Origin of the sequence: Streptomyces sp. NPDC001401, assembly GCF_042895385.1 — a bacterium.
Classification (GTDB): Bacteria; Actinomycetota; Actinomycetes; order Streptomycetales; family Streptomycetaceae; genus Streptomyces.
The window spans coordinates 22658-39008 of the sequence record NZ_JBIAWI010000004.1 but is presented as its reverse complement, the minus strand read 5'-3'; the positions used below and the strand labels follow the sequence as shown (position 1 = coordinate 39008).

Sequence of the window (16351 nt, the reverse complement as noted above, 5' to 3'; positions counted from 1 at the left end):
CTCGTCCACTGCCCACCGGCACTGGGAGGGTCGGCACCGTACTGGGCGTACGCATGGTCGACGTCAGTTGACGGAGCGTCACCCGGGCCCATGAGTATCACGAGTCAGGAATGCGAGCACCGGTGCAGAAGACGCGGCCTCGTCGCACAGGCAAGCAGACGGACCCCGCAGCGGGCGCGGAGCGCACGCCCGGCAGCACCGGCATCACCACCGGCAAGGGCCGGCCCACGCATGTGCGCAACCGTCTCGTCGTCGCCGTGGCCGTCGTGGCCGCCGCCATCGCCGGGGCCGGTGTCCCCTCTGTTCTCACCGCCTCCGGGCAGCTCAGCGACTCCCAGGACCTGGTGACGCTCGCCGGGCAGACCCAGGACGCCCTGGCCCTGGCCCATTCGCTCGCCGACGAGCGGGACGAGGTCACCTCGTACATCGCCGCCGGGCGGCCCAAGTCCAAGGCGCCCTCCGAGCAGCGCAGCGCCCGCGTTGACCGGCAGGTCGAGGAGCTGCGGGAGAACACCGACACACCCGCCTCCCTCCGCACCGACCTCGACGGCATCGCCGCCCTGCGCCGCTCCGCGCTCACCGGCAAGAGCGACGCCCTGCAGGCGCACGACGCCTACTCCGCCGCCATCACCGAACTGCACGGGCTGGCCGAACAGCTGGCGCAGCAGATGCCGCCCCGGGCCGGATCGGGTGCGTACGCCCTCGCCGAGCTGGACTCCGCCGTGCAGCAGGCCGCCGCCGCCCGCGGCCTGCTCCTCGCGGCACTCAACGTGCCCAATACCACTCAGACGGTCATCAGCCCCACCACCGGCCTGCCGACCACGGCGACCACCTCCTCGGCCGCCGACACGAAGCAGCGAAACGCGCTGACCGCCGCCGCCCAGCAGGCCCGGCTGCGCTCCGACGCGGCCCTCGCCGACTTCCACGACACCGCGACCAAGGCCGCGCGGACGTCGTACGACTCCACGGTCACCGGTCCCGAGGTCAACTCCGCCGAGAAGTACCTCGCCGCCCTCACCGACCAGCCGACCCTCTCCGCCTCCGAACTCGGCACCAGCGCCACCAAGCTCGACGCCGCGCTCTCCGCCCGTATCGACGCGATGCGCGGCGCGGAGTCAGCCCTCTACGACCGCCGCACCAAGGATCTCGCCCTGCTGCGCGACGACGACGTCAGCGCGCTGGAACTCCGGATAGCCGTCCTCGGCGCCCTGATGCTGCTCGCCGTCGGCATCGCCACGGCGATGGCGCGCACCCTCACCCGGCCGCTCTCCGTGCTGCGCCGCGGCTCGGCCCGCCTCGCCGAGGCGGCGGACCCCGCCGTCGAGGAACCGGTCGCCTTCACCGGCCGCAACGACGAGTTCGCGCAGGTCGTCCGCTCCGTCAACGCCCTGCACGCGCACGCCGCCGCACTCAACGAGCGCATCGTCACGCTGGAGGCCGACCGCAAGCACCTGGTCGGCCAGCGCCAGAAGATGGCCGACGCCCGCGAGCAGCTGCGCACCGAACTCGCCGAATCCGCAGCCCAGTTGGAGCGGCTGCGGGAGAGTATCGGCGGCACGTTCGTGAACCTCTCGCTGCGCACCCTCGGCCTGGTCGAACGGCAACTCGCCGTCATCGAGAGCCTGGAGGAGCGCGAGCAGGACCCGGACCGCCTCGCCACCCTCTTCAAGCTCGACCACTTCGCGACGGTCATGCGCCGTCACAGCGAGAACCTCCTGGTCCTGGCCGGCACGGAGCACGTCCAGCAGCATGCGGGGCCCGTCCCGCTCGTCGACGTCGTCCGCGCCGCGGTCAGTGAGATCGAGCGCTACGAGCGCGTCCGCATCGCCGTGCTGCCGCCGCATGCGCACGTGGCCGGCTTCGCCGCGGACGACCTCTCCCACCTGCTGGCCGAACTGATGGAGAACGCCACCTCGTTCTCCCCGCCGGACCTCCCCGTCGAGATCTCCGGCTGGCTCCTGGAGAACGGCGAGGTCATGCTCTCCGTCCAGGACGAGGGCATCGGCATGACCGCCGAGCGCATGACCCGCCTCAACACCCGCCTCGCCGAGTTCGACCCCGAGTCCCCCTACGACCAGGAGGGCGAGGAAGGCCTGGGCCTCGGCCTCTACGTCGTCGCCCGCCTCGCCCACCGCCACGGCGTCCGCGCCCAGCTGCGCGAACAGAAGCAGGGCGGCGTGGCAGCGGTGGTGGTCCTCCCGAACGCCCTGCTGGCTCCGGCCCCGTCCGCCGCGGTCCCGTCGTCGTCCGCCCCGGTGACCGGCGGCACGCTCACGTTCTCCCTCCCGGGAGCCGACGCCGAGGCCAACTCCAACGAGCTGCACGGCCGCCCGAAGTCGACCGACCCGCTGGTGGCACTGGCGGAGAGGGCGGTGAGCCGCTCCACGCCGCCGCCCGCCGCGCCCGCCGAGACGACGATGGAACTCCTGATCCCGGCACAGGCACAGCCGCCGGAGACGGACTCCATCCACACACAGCCCGCACCCGACAACACTCAACCCGCGGTCGCCGACGGCGAGGAGCTCCCACAGGGGCCACCCGCACCCGACGACGATGGGGAAACGGTTGGTGCGGGTGGGACCACATCCGTCGATGGCGAAGCCGAGACGGAACACGAACGCGCCGAGGACGAGCAGCTCACGGACAAGGGCCTCCCCAAACGCACGCCCAAGATCACCGCACCCACCCAGGCCGCGCCCCAGCGCCCCCGCACCGTAGACGCGGAAGCACTCCGCAGGAGACTCGGCGGCTTCCGCACAGGCGCCCAGGCCGGCTACCGCGCCGTGGAGGCGGAGATCGCCGAACAGACGGCCCAGAACCAGGTGCCGGCCGCCGAACCGGCCGTATCCGAAGAAACCACGGGGGGCACTGTCGAGGAGGCAAGCAGTTGACCGCGCCCAGTACCTTCGGACTGAGCAGTGAAGCCCGCAACCTGCACTGGCTGCTGACGAACCTGGTCGAGGAGGTGCCGGGCATCCAGTCAGTAGCGGTGGTCTCCTCCGACGGCCTGCTCCTGCTCTCCTCCGACCCGGGCCGCAACGACGAGGCCCGCCAGGCCCGCGGCACCAGGCCCACCGGCCCCCGGGGCTCCTCCGCCGACCTCGCCACCATCGTCTCCGGCATCGGCAGCCTCACCATCGGCGCGGCCAAGCTGATGGACCGCGGCGGCGTGAAACACACGATGGTCGCGATGGACGAGGGCAGCCTGTTCGTGATGTCGATCAGCGACGGTTCGCTGCTCGGCGTGCACGGCTCCGCGGACTGCGACATGAGCGTGGTGGCGTATCACATGGCACTGTTCGTGGGCCGCGCCGGCCACGTGCTGACGCCCGAACTCCGCAGCGAGCTACGAAAATCCCTGGAGTCGGAGTCCGCCGGGAGTACCCGATGAGCAGTACGCCCAAGAAGCTTCCCGTCCGTGGCGGCGACCGCAAGCCGGCCCGCGTCCGCCCCTACTCGCTCACCGGCGGCCGTACCCGCTTCGGCCATGTCCTCCTCGTGGAGACGTTCGTGGCGGCGCTCGACGCCCCGGAGGAGCGCAAAGAGCTGACGAAGGGTTCCCTCAGCACCCGGGTGATGCCGGAGATGCTGGCCATCGTCGAGCTGTGCCGCCGTATGCGCACGGTGGCCGAGATCGCAGCGCTGCTGAAGATGCCGCTGGGCGTGGTCCGTGTGCTGCTCAGCGACCTCGCGGACCAGGGCAGGATCCGCGTGTACGGAACAGGCACCGGTCACGGCACGGGCCGTCCGGACCGGGCTCTGCTGGAAAGGGTGCTGAGTGGACTCCGTCGTCTCTGACGCCGCTCGCGGTGTCTCCCCGCTCCTCGACGAAGAGGGGCCCGTACAGCCCTGGCAGACGGACCGTACCCGCGCCCCCATAGCCACGAAGATAGTGGTGGCGGGCGGTTTCGGCGTCGGCAAGACGACCCTGGTCACCGCCGTCTCGGAGATCACGCCCCTGCAGACCGAGGCGCTGATGACCGAGGCGAGCGAGGAGACCGACGACCTCACCGCCACGCCCGGCAAGCTGACCACCACCGTGGCCATGGACTTCGGCCGCCTCACGCTCGACGACGACCTGGTGCTCTACCTGTTCGGCACGCCGGGCCAGCAGCGGTTCTGGTTCATGTGGGACGACCTGGTGCGCGGCGCGATCGGCGCGGTCGTCATGGCCGACACCCGCCGTCTGAAGGACTGCTTCCCCGCGCTGGACTACTTCGAGAGCTGCGGACTGCCGTACGTCGTCGCGGTCAACCACTTCGACGGCAGCGAGCGGTTCGAACCGGAGGACGTGCGGGAGGCGTTGACGATCCCCGCGCACATACCTGTAATGATCATGGACGCGCGCCGCCGGATCTCGGTGATCGAGACTCTGCTGTCCCTGGTGGGCCACGCGCTGGACGTCACCCCCGAGTAGCCCCGACTAGGAGAACAGCCCCGCATGCGGAAGATACTCGTCGTAGGAGCCGGCCAGTCCGGACTCCAGATCGCCCTCGGACTCCAGTCGCACGGGTACGAGGTCACCCTGATGTCGAACCGGACGGCGGACGAGATCCGCTCCGGCCGGGTCATGTCGACGCAGTGCATGTTCCACACGGCACTGCAGCACGAGCGCGATCTCCAGCTGAACTTCTGGGAGTCCCAGGCCCCGAAGATCGAAGGACTCGGCGTCTCGGTCGCGGCCCCCGGCTCGCACGACCCGGGCCCGACGCAGCGCGTGATCGACTGGGTGGGCAAACTCGACGGGTACGCGCAGTCGGTCGACCAGCGGGTGAAGATGGCCGGCTGGATGGAGACCTTCGCGCAGCGCGGCGGCCAGCTGGTCATCCACGGTGCGGCGGTCTCCGACCTCGACTACTTCTCCCGTACGTACGACCTGGTCCTCGTCTCGGCGGGCAAGGGCGAGCTGGTGTCCATGTTCGGCCGGGACGCCTCCCGCTCGCCGTACGGCGAACCGCAGCGCGCCCTCGCCGTCTCCTACGTCCACGGTCTCGGCCCCCGTCCCGAGCACCCGGAGTACGAAGCGGTCCGCTGCAACCTGGTCCCGGGCGTGGGCGAGCTGTTCGTCATGCCGACGCTCACCACCTCCGGCCGCGCCGACATCCTCTTCTGGGAGGGCATACCCGGCGGCCCGCTCGACGTCTTCAACGGCGTCAAGGACCCGGCGGAGCACCTCTCCCTGACCCTGGAACTCATGGAGAAGTTCACGCCCTGGGAGTTCGCGCGGGCCTCGAAGGTCGAACTGACCGACGCGGGCGGCGTGCTGGCCGGCCGTTATGCCCCCACCGTCCGCAACCCCATCGGCCGGCTGCCCGGCGGCGGGCTGGTCCTCGGCGTCGCGGACGTCGTCGTCGCCAACGACCCGATCACCGGCCAGGGCTCCAACTCGGCGTCCAAGTGCGCGGCTTCCTACCTCGCGTCGATCCTCGAGCAGGGCGAGAAGGAATTCGACGAGACCTGGATGCAGTCGACGTTCGACCGCTACTGGGACACCGCCCAGCACGTCACCAAGTGGACGAACGCGATGCTTTCGCCTCCGCCGGAGCACATCCTCAATCTCATCGGTGCGGCGGGCCAGCTGCAGCCGGTTGCCGACCGGTTCGCCAACGGGTTCAACGATCCGGCGGACTTCGAGAACTTCTTCTACGAGCCGGAGAAGACCGCTGCCTATCTCGCGGAAGTGACCGGCTCCGCCTCCTGAGAGCCCGTGTTCACAGGCGCCGAGGGCGCTGGTCCGGGCGCACGGCTCCCAGGATCGGGTAGGACGCGATCGGCGAGACCTTGACGTTCTCGCCGGTCCGCGGCGCCTGGATCATCATGCCCTCGCCCAGGTACATCGCCACATGCGTGGCTTCCGGGAAGTAGATCACCAGGTCACCGGGGCGCAGCTTCTTCAGCGGGATGCGTGGCAGCTGCGCCCACTGCTCCTGGCTGGTGCGGGGGATCGGCGTACCGGCCCTGCCCCAGGCCTGAGAGGTCAGGCCCGAGCAGTCGTACGACTTCGGGCCCTGTGCACCCCATTTGTACGGCTTCCCGATCTGCCGCACGGCGTACTTGAGGGCCCGGTCGCCCTTCCGTGACGGCCTGCGCTCGCTGCTCAGCACGCCGGACGCCATGAGCTGCCGCTGTGCCTCGTCGGTGCCCTTCTTCTCCAACTCGGCGAGCGCGGCCAGCTGTTCGGGGGTCAGCGAGACGAGGAGTTTCTCGACGTCCTCCAGGCGTGCCTGTACGTCGTCGCGGTCCTTCTTCTGCCGTTCGGCGAGGGAGAGTTGGCCGTCGAGCGCCTTGCGGGCCGCGCGGGCCAGACCGTCGGCCTTCTTCTCGTTTTCGGTCAGCCGGCCGACCGTCTCGGCCCGTTCCCGCGCCAACTGGCCGATCACATGACCCTCGTCGAGCGCCTGCTGGGGGTTGCGGGCCAGCAGCAGGCGCACGTACGCGGAGATCTCGGTGCTGCCCTGGTACTGCTGCCTGGCCAGGCGTCCCGCGGCGACCCGGCTGTCGTGCAGCGAGCGGCGGGCCCGGGCCAGTTCGAGGTCGAGGCGGGCCACCTCCGTGCGCTGCTTCGTCAGCTTCTCCGCGGTGGCGTTGTAGGTCTCGGTGGCCTTCTCGGCCTCGCGGTACAGCCGCTGAAGGTCCGTCAGCTGCTGGGTGACGGTGCGCCCGCCGGGCTCCGGCCCGGGTGCGGCCGCGGCGGGTGGCAGTACGAGGACGACGCCGGCGCCGGCGGCCACCGCCACCGTGCAGACCAGGCGCAGAAGCTTTCCTGACACATCATCACCTCCGGTGCGGGGCAGCCCCTCTGCTCCGCACAGTCAGGTGTTGACCGTCCCTGCCACCAAGGCGCGCCGCGTGTGCGCGGTTCGGCGCAACCTCGTCACCCGTCGGTGTCGTCCGGCTTGCGGTCCGGCGTGGCGCCTGGATCATTGTCCGGCTTGGACCACGGCCACTTCAGCCTGCCGTCCGTGGCCTTGCCCTCGGGGTCGTACTGGTACTTCCACCCTTGCGGCAGTCCGAGCCGCTTGCTGTGGCCGCGCGGGACGCGACGGTAGACGAGCACGGCGGGCGGGCCGCCGGCCGCGTCCGGTACGGGGATGCGGTACGTCTTGGGCGGGTGTCCCGTGGGGCCCACGAGGACGGGCAGCACTCGGCCGTCCATCGGCCCGCCCTCGAACGGTGTCTCTTCGCTCTTCACGGCACCAGTCTCAGACATCCTCCGCCAGCGCCTGCACCAGCGCGGCGGTCTGCGGGTCCCGGGCCGCGGTCACCGAGAGGACGGCCACGAACTGCTCGACCAGCCAGTCCCGCAGTTCGTCGAGGGGCGGCTGCTTGTCCTCGTCGAGCCAGATCAGGGAGGCCGCCTCGACCGCGGTGATCCACATCCGTACGGTCATACGCAGCAGCAGCCCGGGGTCCGTGACCTCCAGATGGCTCAGGATGTGCTCGGCGGCGGCCCGCCGCACACCGTCCACGATGGCGGTCGTCCGGGACGTCTCGACCACGCTGCCACCCTGCAGCAGCGCGCTGAACCCGGCGTCGTGCTGGTCGACGAACGCGAGATACCGGTCGAGGGCACGGGCCAGCCGGGGCAGCAGCGGCCCGACACGCGCCTCGTCGAAGCACTGCTGCAGCTCGTCCGCGGCCGACCGCAGGGCAGCCTCGTACAGCTGCTGCTTGCCGCCAGGGAAGTACCGGTAGACCAGCGGCCGCGACACTCCGGCCGCCTCCGCCACGTCGTCGAGGGAGACCTCCTCGGGCGCGCGATGCGCGAAGAGGTTCAGCGCGGCTTCAAGCAGCTGACTGCGCCGCTCCTCGACGCTCAGACGACGGTAGGCGGGGGCGGAGGGGGTCATACGGTGCAGCGTAACCGCAGGCTGCGGCTTTTAAGGGGCGCGGGGCTGTCTCGATATGCGGCTCCGCCGCGTGGGCGCGACAAGCCCCCACCGGCCCGCACCCTTGCATCAAGCCAGCAGCCCCGAAGCCCTCCACAGCCGTCGCCCGACACCCCGCAGCACCCCAATGTCATCCAGGAAGTCGGTCAGCCTCTTCGCCCCGGTCTGCATGACCTCCCGCCGATGCCCACTGGCCCTCACCTGCGCCATCGCCTCCCGCTTGTCCAACCCCACATTCGTGTAGACCTCGGGGTTCACAAAGGCCACCGAGAAGACTCGGGCGAACTCACCGGAGGTGACCCGCGTGAACTCCTGCGACCACCGCGGCGCGGTCACCATCTGCCGCCGCAGCTCCTCCCGCGCGTACCGCACATGCCGGGCCTCCTCCACGACATGGATCCGCGTGACCCCCCGTATCAGCGGCTGCACCCGCTCGTCCGGGAACGTCAGCCGCTGCATCCAGTCGAGAACCTCCTCACCGAGCAGAGTGGCCGTGAAGGATCCCGGAGTCGTCGAGATCGTCTTGAACAGCCGCCCCAGGTTCTGGTGCACACGGGCCACCGGATACCACGGCGCGTCCCCGCGCGAGATCAGCCGCGCGAACATCTTCGAGTGCCGGCACTCGTCCTCGATCTCGGTGAGCGCGTACCGCACGTGCGCGCTCGTGGCCGCCTTGTCGTAGATGTGCCGGACCAGCAGCTGCATGAGGATCAGCTCGAACCAGATGCCGAGCGAGGCGAGCGCCGCCGACTCGTGCTGGGAGAGCAGGATCCGCTGCTCCTCGCCCATCCGCTTCCACAGGGGCGTGTCGTACAGCGAGACCAGCTCCGGCGGCCAGAACCACTTGCCCTCCTCGAAGGGCGCGTCCCAGTCCAGTTCCTTGTCGGGGTCGAAGGAGTGCTTGGCGGAGGAGGCGAGCAGCCGTTCGGCCACCTGTTCGCGGTCCTTGAGCAGCCCGAGCGCGTCGCGCAGACCGTCCAGCGCGTCGGCTTCCGTCAAGGTCGTCATGGTTCTTCCACCTTTGTTACCCGGGGTCACATCCTCCATCGCTTATGAGACTGCCTGTCAGCAAGCTCGTCAATCCCCTGTGCGCGACTTGTTGACCCGGCGTCTACCACGTGTGAGCCTGCGAGGCATGCCGACTTACGACCTGTACGCCAAGGACTCGGGAGACCCTCTCTGGCAGGTGCCGGCGACCGGCGCGGCCCGCTTCAGCTGGGAGTACGACGACGGCCGCGACCGCCTGCTCGCCCTGTACCAGAAGGGCAAGGACAAGCAGTGGGACGGCCAGAAGCGGATCGACTGGGATCTCGAAGTCGATCCGTACGACCCCCTCGGCACCCCCGACGAGGCCATGTCCCTGTACGGCACCAAGCACTGGGCCAAGATGACCGACAAGGACAAGGGCGAGCTGCGCAAGCACTACGCCTCCTGGCAGTTCAGCCAGTTCCTGCACGGCGAGCAGGGCGCGATGATCTGCGCGGCCCGGATCGTGGAGTCGGTCCCCGACCTGGACGCGAAGTTCTACTCGGCGACCCAGACCATGGACGAGGCACGGCACGCGGAGATCTACGGCCGCTTCCTGCACGAGAAGATCGGGATGCTCTACCCGATCAACGACAACCTCCAGTCCCTGCTCGGCGACACCCTCCGCGACAGCCGCTGGGACATGCCCTACCTCGGCATGCAGGTCCTGATCGAGGGCCTGGCCCTGGCCGCCTTCGGCATGATCCGCGACACCACCGACAAGCCGCTCCCCAAGCAGATCCTCGCCTATGTCATGCAGGACGAGGCCCGGCATGTGGCCTTCGGCCGGATGGCGCTGCGCGACTACTACAAGCAGCTCACCGACGCCGAACTGCGCGAACGCGAGGAGTTCGTCATCGAGGGCTGCTATCTGATGCGGGACCGGCTGCGCGGCGTCGAGGTCCTGGAGAACTTCGGCATCCCGACCGCCGAGGCGGAGGAGTACAGCGAACAGTCCGAATTCCTGGCCCTGTTCCGGCAGTTGCTGTTCTCCCGCATCGTCCCCTGCGTCAAGGACATCGGCCTGTGGGGCAAGCGGCTGCAGCAGGCGTACGTCGACATGGGTGTCTTCGAGATGGGCGACTCCAACCTGGACCTCCTGATGGCCCAGGACGAGGAGATCGCCGAGCAACTGGACGCGGAACGGTTCGCGGCGGAGGAGCGGGAGCGGGTGGCGGAGGTGGAGGGGGCGATCGAGGCGGGGGCCGCCGAGTCCTGACAGTTCGTTCACAGATACCGTGCTGGCGTGTCCATGCCTTCACGTCTCCAGAGCCGGCGCCCCCGGCTCGTCCTCGCCCTGGGCGTCGTCGGCGCGGCCCTCGGGCTGCTGCTGGTGGTCAACGTGATGTACGTGAAGATCGGGGAGGCGACCGGAACCGACCTTCCCAAGGCCGAGTTCGCGCTGACCCTCCCCAGGACGCTGCTCGGCGGCCGCTACGAGCTCGCGCAGGACGATTCCGGTTTGGTGGGCCGGAAAATGGAGGAGGCGGATGCCCGCGATCCGGCCGTCGAGGTCACCCGCGCCCTCCTCGCCCGGTACAGCCTGCACGGCGACCGGACCAAGGGTGCACTGGTGCTCTCGGGCTTCTACGGCCGCATCGGGAACCCCGACCGGGTCAGCGCCGCCGCCCTGAGGAGCGACGGCCGGGCCGCCGGCGCGACGGTGGCCGTCCCGCCGGAGGACGTCACACCCTCCGGCTCGGACGTCAAGGTCAGCTGCGAGATCCTCACCCGCAAGCCGGCGGCCTCCACGGTGATCACCTATCCGGTCTGCTCCTGGACCGACGGCAACACCTCGGCCGTGGTCTCCCAGATGGCCTTCGGTACCACTGACCCGGACCTGGACCTCGATTCGGCCGCCAGAACCACACTCGAGGTCCGCTCCGAGATCAGGAAGGCGATCCGGTGACCGTGTTTCAGGCTTTCTAGACAGGGCACCCCAGATCTTCCGGGATGTCGAGAGAGACCGGCTCTGCCCCCTGCGCCGGGAACGACGTCCGCAGCGTGAAGGCATACGGCGTGGGCCCGTTCGCCCGCAGGTGCAGCAGTCGCTGCTCCGCCTCCGCGACCGTCGGCCGGTGCCCGGCCGGCACCCACCACAGCGCCGTCATGACCTCCTGCACCCGCTCGAAGAACTCCCGGCGGCGGGCGAGCATCTCCCGGTGGCGGCCCTGGTACATGTACGCGGTCAGGGCGTTGCTGTCCCGCCACACCGACATGTTGATGATCAGCCATTCGTCGCCGAAGACGGGTACGTCCGTCGCGTTGCCCGAGTCGCTCTCGAGCCGCCAGACGAAACCGTCCGCCGCGTCGGCGTCGGCGTTCACGGGGTCGAGGTTGTCGACGAAGTCCTTCAACTGCGGTGAATCCAGAGGGGCTTTGAGGCGTCCGATGTTGACCTGGGCGAGTTGGTACGCGGCATCGGGTGTCGTCATGGACCGAACGATAGGTCGGGAGGGTCCGGCGATCCCAGACCCTGTCTCAGCATGTGACCTCGGCATGTGAGCAATGTCCGCCTTTCACAGCCCTCCCACTGCCCGAGTGAGCTCCTGTGTACCGGCGTCTTACGGCGGAGAAACCGTGTTCTGACCGGCCCGTCCGTAGTCTCGGCGGGCATGACGGGGAACGTATCGACCACCCTCCGACCGGCCTGGCTGCGACTGCCCGTGCTGCCCGGCTGGAACTCCATCCGCGGCCGCATGGCCATCGTCCTGGCCGTCCCGACCTGCCTCCTGCTTGCGCTTGTGGCGCTGGGCGTCGCGGGCCGGGCCTCCGACTGGTCCGCCGCCCGGGCGGCCGAGGCGCACGTCGGCGTCCTGCTGCGTGTGCAGGATGTCGTACGGGAGGTGCAGCGCGAACGCGGGCTCACCAACGGGCTGCTGGGCGGCGCCCAGGAGTACCGGGACGACGTACGGCGGCAGCGGGAGCGGACCGACGCGGCGGAGGAGAAGCTGACGGCGGCCCTCGACGGCGAGCGCGGCGACCTGCCCCGCGCCGCCGTCTCCGCCCTGGACGCCGCCGAGCTCCCCCTCGCCGCCCTCACCTCCACCCGTACCGGCGTGGACGCCGGAACCGCCGACCGCACCGCCACCCTGAACACCTACACCAAGGCCGTCACCGCCCTCATCGACGCCGAGTCCGCCGGGGCGCCCGGCGGCGACAACCGGATCGCCCGGGGTGTCCAGTCACTCCAGGCCCTCGCCCGGGCCACCGAGGCCGTCGCCCTCGAACGCGGCTCCCTCAACGGCGTGTTCGCCGCCAAGCACTTCCGTTCCGGCGAGTACCTGGACTTCACCGAGATCCGCGCCACCCGGGTCGCCGCCCTCGGCCAGTTCCGCCAACTCGCGGGCGGAGCACAGGAGTCCGCGCTCGACAAGGCCTTCACGACCGCCGCCGCCCGACGTGTCACCGGGTACGAGAAGCAGGCCGAAGCCGGGGCCGACGGATCCGCCCTCGATGTCGCCCCCGCCCGCTGGTGGGCCGACATGACGGCCCTCGTCGACGATCTGCACGGCGTGCAGAAGGCGGTGGGCGACGACGTACGGGCGCAGGCGGCGGACACCGCTGCCTCGGCCACCTGGGAACTCGTCGGCTTCCTCGCCCTCGGCGCGCTGATCCTCGCCGTGGCCACCGCCCTCGCCCTGTTCTCGGCCCGCTCCATCACCCGCCCCCTCGGCGCCCTCGCCGACGAGGCGGACGCCGTCGCGGGCAACCGGCTGCCCGAAGCCGTCCGGCGCATCCAGCAGGCCGACCCCGACACCCCGCTGCCCGCGGAGGAAGGAAGTCCCGGGCTCCCGGGCAGCGCACGGGAGATCACCCGTCTCGCCGCCGCCCTGCGCAACGTCGAGCGCACCGCCGTCGACCTCGCCGCCGAACAGGCGGTGCTACGACGCAACAGCACCGAGTCCCTGGCCAGCCTCGGCCGCCGCAACCAGACCCTCCTCAACCGCCAGCTCGGCCTGATCACCACCCTGGAGAGCCAGGAACTCGACCCGGACGCCCTCGGGGAGCTGTTCGAGCTCGACCACCTCGCCACGCGCATGCGCCGCAACGCCGAATCGCTGCTCGTGCTGGCCGGCGAGGAGTCCCCGGCCCGCTCCTGGTCCGGCACGATCGCCGTCGCCGACGTGGTGCGGTCGGCCGTCGCGGAGGTCGAGCAGTACCGGCGGGTCGCCGCCGTCGACCTCGAACAGTGCCGCATCCGCGGTCACGCCGTCGCCGAACTCTCCCACTTGCTGGCCGAGTTGGTGGAGAACGCGCTGATGTTCAGCCCGCCCAAACAGCCGGTCGAGATCTACGGCTGGCGGGACGGCAGCGAGTACTGCCTCGCCGTCATCGACCGGGGCATCGGCATGACACGGGAACGGATGGCACAGGCCAACTCCCTGCTGACCGGCCGGGGCGGCACGCTCCTCGCCGCCCCCACCCGCTTCCTCGGCCACCATGTCGTCGGCGCCCTCGCGGCCCGCCTGGGCGCGCACGTCGAACTGCGCCCCACACAGGGCACCGGCGTCACCGCGTACGTCGCCCTGCCGGCCAAGCTCGTCCAGGAGCAGCCCTCAACTGCCGCCGTCGGGTGAGGACTTCAGCACCGCCTGCATCACATCCCGGGCGATCGGCGCCGCCACCCCGCCCCCGGTGATGTCCTCCCGCTCCGCCGACGCGTCCTCCACCACCACGGCGACCGCGACCTTCGGCAGCACGTCCCGGTAGCTCTGCGCCCAGGACACGAACCAGGCGTACGGCATACCGGCGTTGTCGAGGCCGTGCTGGGCGGTGCCGGTCTTGCCGCCGACGATCGCGCCGGGGATGGCGGCGTTCGTGCCGGTGCCGTCCGTCACGACGTCCTCCATCAGCTCCTTCATGACGTCGGCGGTCTCCGGGCGCATCGCCTGGCGCACGGGACGCGAGCCCGCCGTGGTCATCGTGGCGCCGTTGCCCGTGGTCGTCCGCTCCACCAGGTAGGGCGAGCGCACCTGCCCGCTGTTCGCCACGGCCGCCGCGACCATCGCCATCTGCAGCGGCGTGGCCCGGGTGTTGTACTGCCCGATCGACGACAGCGCGAGCTGCGCCCTGTCGACGGAGGTGTCGAAGGTGCTCGGCGCAACGGAGAACGGGATCCGCAGCCGAGGGTCGTTGAAACCGAAGGCCTTCGCCGCGGCCCCCATGCGCTTCACGCCCACATCCACGCCGAGCTTCGCGAACACCGTGTTGCAGGACCACTCGAAGGCCTCCCGCAGCGGGGCGTCCTCGCAGCCGTCGCCCTCGTTCATCAGCGTGGTCGACGTACCCGGCAGCCGGTACGGGTCCGGCGACTGGGTCGCCCTGTCGATGCCCATGACGACACCGGCGTCCAGCGCGGCCGCCGCGGTGACCACCTTGAACGTCGAACCCGGCGGATACGTCTGGCGCACCGCCCGGTTGAGCATCGGCTTGTCCGGATCGGCGTTCAGCCGGGTCCAGGACCGCTCCGTCGCCGCGGCGTTCCCCGACAGCACGGCCGGGTCGTACGACGGACTCGACACCAGCGCCAGCACCCGCCCCGTCGCCGGCTCGATCGCCGCCACCGCACCCCTGCGCCCGCCGAGCGCCTCGTACGCCGCCCGCTGCGCCGCCCGGTTGAGGGTCGTCACGACGTTGCCGCCCCGGCTCTGGGCGCGGGTCAGATCGTTCACCAGGGGGAACGGCGAGAGCATCGGGTCGGTGCCGGCCAGGACGGCGTCCCCGGTGTGCTCCAGCAGCGTGGTGCCGTACACCTGCGAGGCGAAGCCGGTGACGGGGGCGTACAACGGGCCGTCCGTGTACGTCCGTTCGTAGCGGAGCTGCTCGCCGGAGTCCCGGGAGCCGGTGACGCTCTGGCCGCCGACCAGGATGTTGCCGCGCGGCCGGTCGTAACGGGCAATGGTGGCCCGGCGGTTGGCGGGATTGTCGTCGAAGGACTTGGCCCGGAAGATCTGGATGCGGGTGGCGTTGACGAGGAGCGCGACGAGGAGGAGCGCGCAGAAGAAGGCGGCGTGCCGGATGTGCCTCGCCATCAGGGTGCCACCTCCCCGTTGTACTGACGCCGTGCCGAATGGCTCACCCGGATCAGCAGCGCCACGATCGCCCAGTTGGTGACCAGCGACGAGCCGCCCTGTGCGAGGAAGGGCATCGCCATACCGGTCAGCGGGATCAGTCCGGTCACCCCGCCCGCGATCACGAACACCTGGAGCGCCACGATCGAGGCCAGCCCGACCGCCAGCAGCCGGCCGAAGGGGTCGCGCAGGGCGAGGCCGGCCCGGTAGCCGCGCTCCACCAGAAGGCCGTAGAGGAGGAAGAGCGCGGACAGGCCCGCCAGGCCCAGTTCCTCGCCGGCCGTCGCGAGAATGAAGTCGGACTTCGTCGCGAAGCCGATGAGGATCGCGTGGCCGCGGCCGAGGCCCGTGCCCAGGACGCCGCCCGCCGCGAAGGCGAACAGGGACTGGGCGACCTGGCCCGGGCCCTGTCCCGCCTCGATCGTCGCGAAGGGGTGCAGCCAGTCCTGGACCCGGCTGTTCACATGCGGCTCCAGGCAGCCGACGGCCACCGCGCCCGCAGCGGCCAGCAGCAGGCCGACGGCGATCCAGCCGGTGCGGCCGGTGGCGACGTACAGCAGGACCACGAACAGACCGAAGAACAGCAGCGAGGTGCCGAGGTCGCGCTCCAGCACCAGGACACCCACGCTCAGCAGCCAGATGGCGAGGATCGGACCGAGCACCCGCCCGGTGGGCAGCTGGATCCTCCGCAGCCGCCAGACCTGACGGCCGGTGTACGCGAGCGCGCTGCGGTTGGCCGCCAGATACGCGGCGAAGAACACCGCCAGCAGCACCTTCGCGAACTCGCCCGGCTGGATGGAGAATCCGGCGATCCGGACCCAGATACGGGCGCCGTTCACGGCCGGGAACAGGATCGGCAGCAGCAGCAGGAAGAGCGCGGCGACAACCCAGACGTACGCGTACCGCTGGAGCCATCGGTAGTCGCGGAGCATCAGGACGACCGCGGTGAACAGGGTCACGCCCAGCGTGGACCACACGAGTTGGGTGGGGGCGGCATGGTCGTGGGGAGTCTCCAGGTCCAGCCGGTGGATGAGAACCAGACCGATTCCGTTGAGCAGTACGCCGATGGGCAGCAGCAGCGGGTCGGCGTACGGCGCCCGCAGCCGTACCGCGCAGTGCGCGAGCAGCGCGAGCACTCCGAGCCCGGCGCCGTAACCGGCGGCGCCGGGCGGGACGGTGCCGTTCCTGGCGAGGCCCACGGCGCAGTAGCCGGACACGCAGAGCAGTACGGCCACGACGATGAGGGTGAGTTCGATGCCACGGCGCCGGGGCAGGCGGGTCACGGGAGCGGGGGTGTCGGTCTGTGCCACCTGTGCCACGCTGGGTCCGGCGTTGGTCATGTCCGGAACCTACCCAAATAGT

The 16351-nt window shown here is 70.5% G+C and carries 15 protein-coding genes; 8 read left to right on the top strand and 7 right to left on the bottom strand.

The features are described from left to right. Positions 1–122: 122 nt before the first annotated feature. From ACFY10_RS15435 to ACFY10_RS15415, 5 genes are read left to right on the top strand one after another with little or no spacing between them, the layout of a single operon-like run. Positions 123–2891, top strand: a complete 2769-nt coding sequence (locus ACFY10_RS15435; RefSeq protein WP_390665622.1) for a nitrate- and nitrite sensing domain-containing protein — start codon at positions 123–125, stop codon at positions 2889–2891. Next, positions 2888–3391 (top strand): roadblock/LC7 domain-containing protein, encoded by a 504-nt coding sequence (locus tag ACFY10_RS15430; RefSeq protein ID WP_390665621.1) that lies wholly within the window; start codon positions 2888–2890, stop codon positions 3389–3391. The genes ACFY10_RS15435 and ACFY10_RS15430 overlap by 4 nt, the downstream gene beginning before the upstream one ends. After that, positions 3388–3798 (top strand): DUF742 domain-containing protein, encoded by a 411-nt coding sequence (locus tag ACFY10_RS15425; protein WP_390665620.1) that lies wholly within the window; start codon positions 3388–3390, stop codon positions 3796–3798. Before ACFY10_RS15430 ends, ACFY10_RS15425 begins: the two co-directional genes overlap by 4 nt. After that, the gene (locus ACFY10_RS15420) at positions 3779–4417 is read left to right on the top strand and encodes an ATP/GTP-binding protein (RefSeq protein WP_390665619.1); all 639 of its coding nucleotides are present in this window, start codon (positions 3779–3781) and stop codon (positions 4415–4417) included. Before ACFY10_RS15425 ends, ACFY10_RS15420 begins: the two co-directional genes overlap by 20 nt. 24 nt (positions 4418–4441) lie before the next feature. Beyond that, the gene (locus ACFY10_RS15415; protein WP_390665618.1) at positions 4442–5701 is read left to right on the top strand and encodes a styrene monooxygenase/indole monooxygenase family protein; all 1260 of its coding nucleotides are present in this window, start codon (positions 4442–4444) and stop codon (positions 5699–5701) included. Between the two features lie 10 nt (positions 5702–5711). Here the strand turns inward: ACFY10_RS15415 and ACFY10_RS15410 are convergent, their stop codons facing one another. The 4 genes from ACFY10_RS15410 to ACFY10_RS15395 all read right to left on the bottom strand — a co-directional run bounded on the left by ACFY10_RS15410 (position 5712) and on the right by ACFY10_RS15395 (position 8897). Then, on the bottom strand, positions 5712–6770 hold the full coding sequence (locus tag ACFY10_RS15410) for an NlpC/P60 family protein (protein ID WP_390665617.1): 1059 nt from the start codon (positions 6768–6770) through the stop codon (positions 5712–5714). 104 nt (positions 6771–6874) lie between these two features. After that, positions 6875–7192, bottom strand: coding sequence for a hypothetical protein (locus ACFY10_RS15405; RefSeq protein WP_390665616.1), 318 nt, complete (start codon positions 7190–7192; stop codon positions 6875–6877). Between the two features lie 10 nt (positions 7193–7202). Further along, a complete protein-coding gene (locus ACFY10_RS15400) occupies positions 7203–7850 on the bottom strand; it encodes a TetR/AcrR family transcriptional regulator (RefSeq protein WP_390665615.1) in 648 nt (215 codons plus the stop codon). Positions 7851–7958: 108 nt separating this feature from the next. Then, entirely contained in the window at positions 7959–8897 is a 939-nt protein-coding gene (locus tag ACFY10_RS15395; RefSeq protein WP_390665614.1) for a diiron oxygenase, read from the bottom strand. Between the two features lie 127 nt (positions 8898–9024). On the opposite strand from ACFY10_RS15395, the gene ACFY10_RS15390 reads away from it, so the two are divergent. Both ACFY10_RS15390 and ACFY10_RS15385 read left to right on the top strand, forming a co-directional pair. Beyond that, entirely contained in the window at positions 9025–10134 is a 1110-nt protein-coding gene (locus tag ACFY10_RS15390; protein ID WP_390665613.1) for a ferritin-like domain-containing protein, read from the top strand. Positions 10135–10161: 27 nt separating this feature from the next. Then, positions 10162–10824: a hypothetical protein gene (locus ACFY10_RS15385; protein ID WP_390665612.1), complete on the top strand. Its 663-nt coding sequence runs from the start codon at positions 10162–10164 to the stop codon at positions 10822–10824. A gap of 16 nt (positions 10825–10840) precedes the next feature. Here the strand turns inward: ACFY10_RS15385 and ACFY10_RS15380 are convergent, their stop codons facing one another. Next, positions 10841–11350 carry a DUF3291 domain-containing protein gene (locus ACFY10_RS15380; protein WP_390665611.1) on the bottom strand — a complete coding sequence of 170 codons (510 nt, stop codon included), beginning with the start codon at positions 11348–11350 and terminating at the stop codon, positions 10841–10843. A 180-nt stretch (positions 11351–11530) separates the two neighbouring features. On the opposite strand from ACFY10_RS15380, the gene ACFY10_RS15375 reads away from it, so the two are divergent. Then, positions 11531–13495, top strand: a complete 1965-nt coding sequence (locus tag ACFY10_RS15375; protein ID WP_390665610.1) for a nitrate- and nitrite sensing domain-containing protein — start codon at positions 11531–11533, stop codon at positions 13493–13495. On the opposite strand, the gene ACFY10_RS15370 is transcribed toward ACFY10_RS15375, so the two are convergent. Next, positions 13475–14950 (bottom strand): penicillin-binding transpeptidase domain-containing protein, encoded by a 1476-nt coding sequence (locus tag ACFY10_RS15370; RefSeq protein ID WP_390665609.1) that lies wholly within the window; start codon positions 14948–14950, stop codon positions 13475–13477. The two genes, ACFY10_RS15375 and ACFY10_RS15370, sit on opposite strands and share 21 nt — an antisense overlap. Beyond that, complete coding sequence (locus tag ACFY10_RS15365) at positions 14950–16329, bottom strand: FtsW/RodA/SpoVE family cell cycle protein (protein WP_390665608.1); 1380 nt, start codon at positions 16327–16329, stop codon at positions 14950–14952. The genes ACFY10_RS15370 and ACFY10_RS15365 overlap by 1 nt, the downstream gene beginning before the upstream one ends. Positions 16330–16351 lie beyond the last annotated feature (22 nt).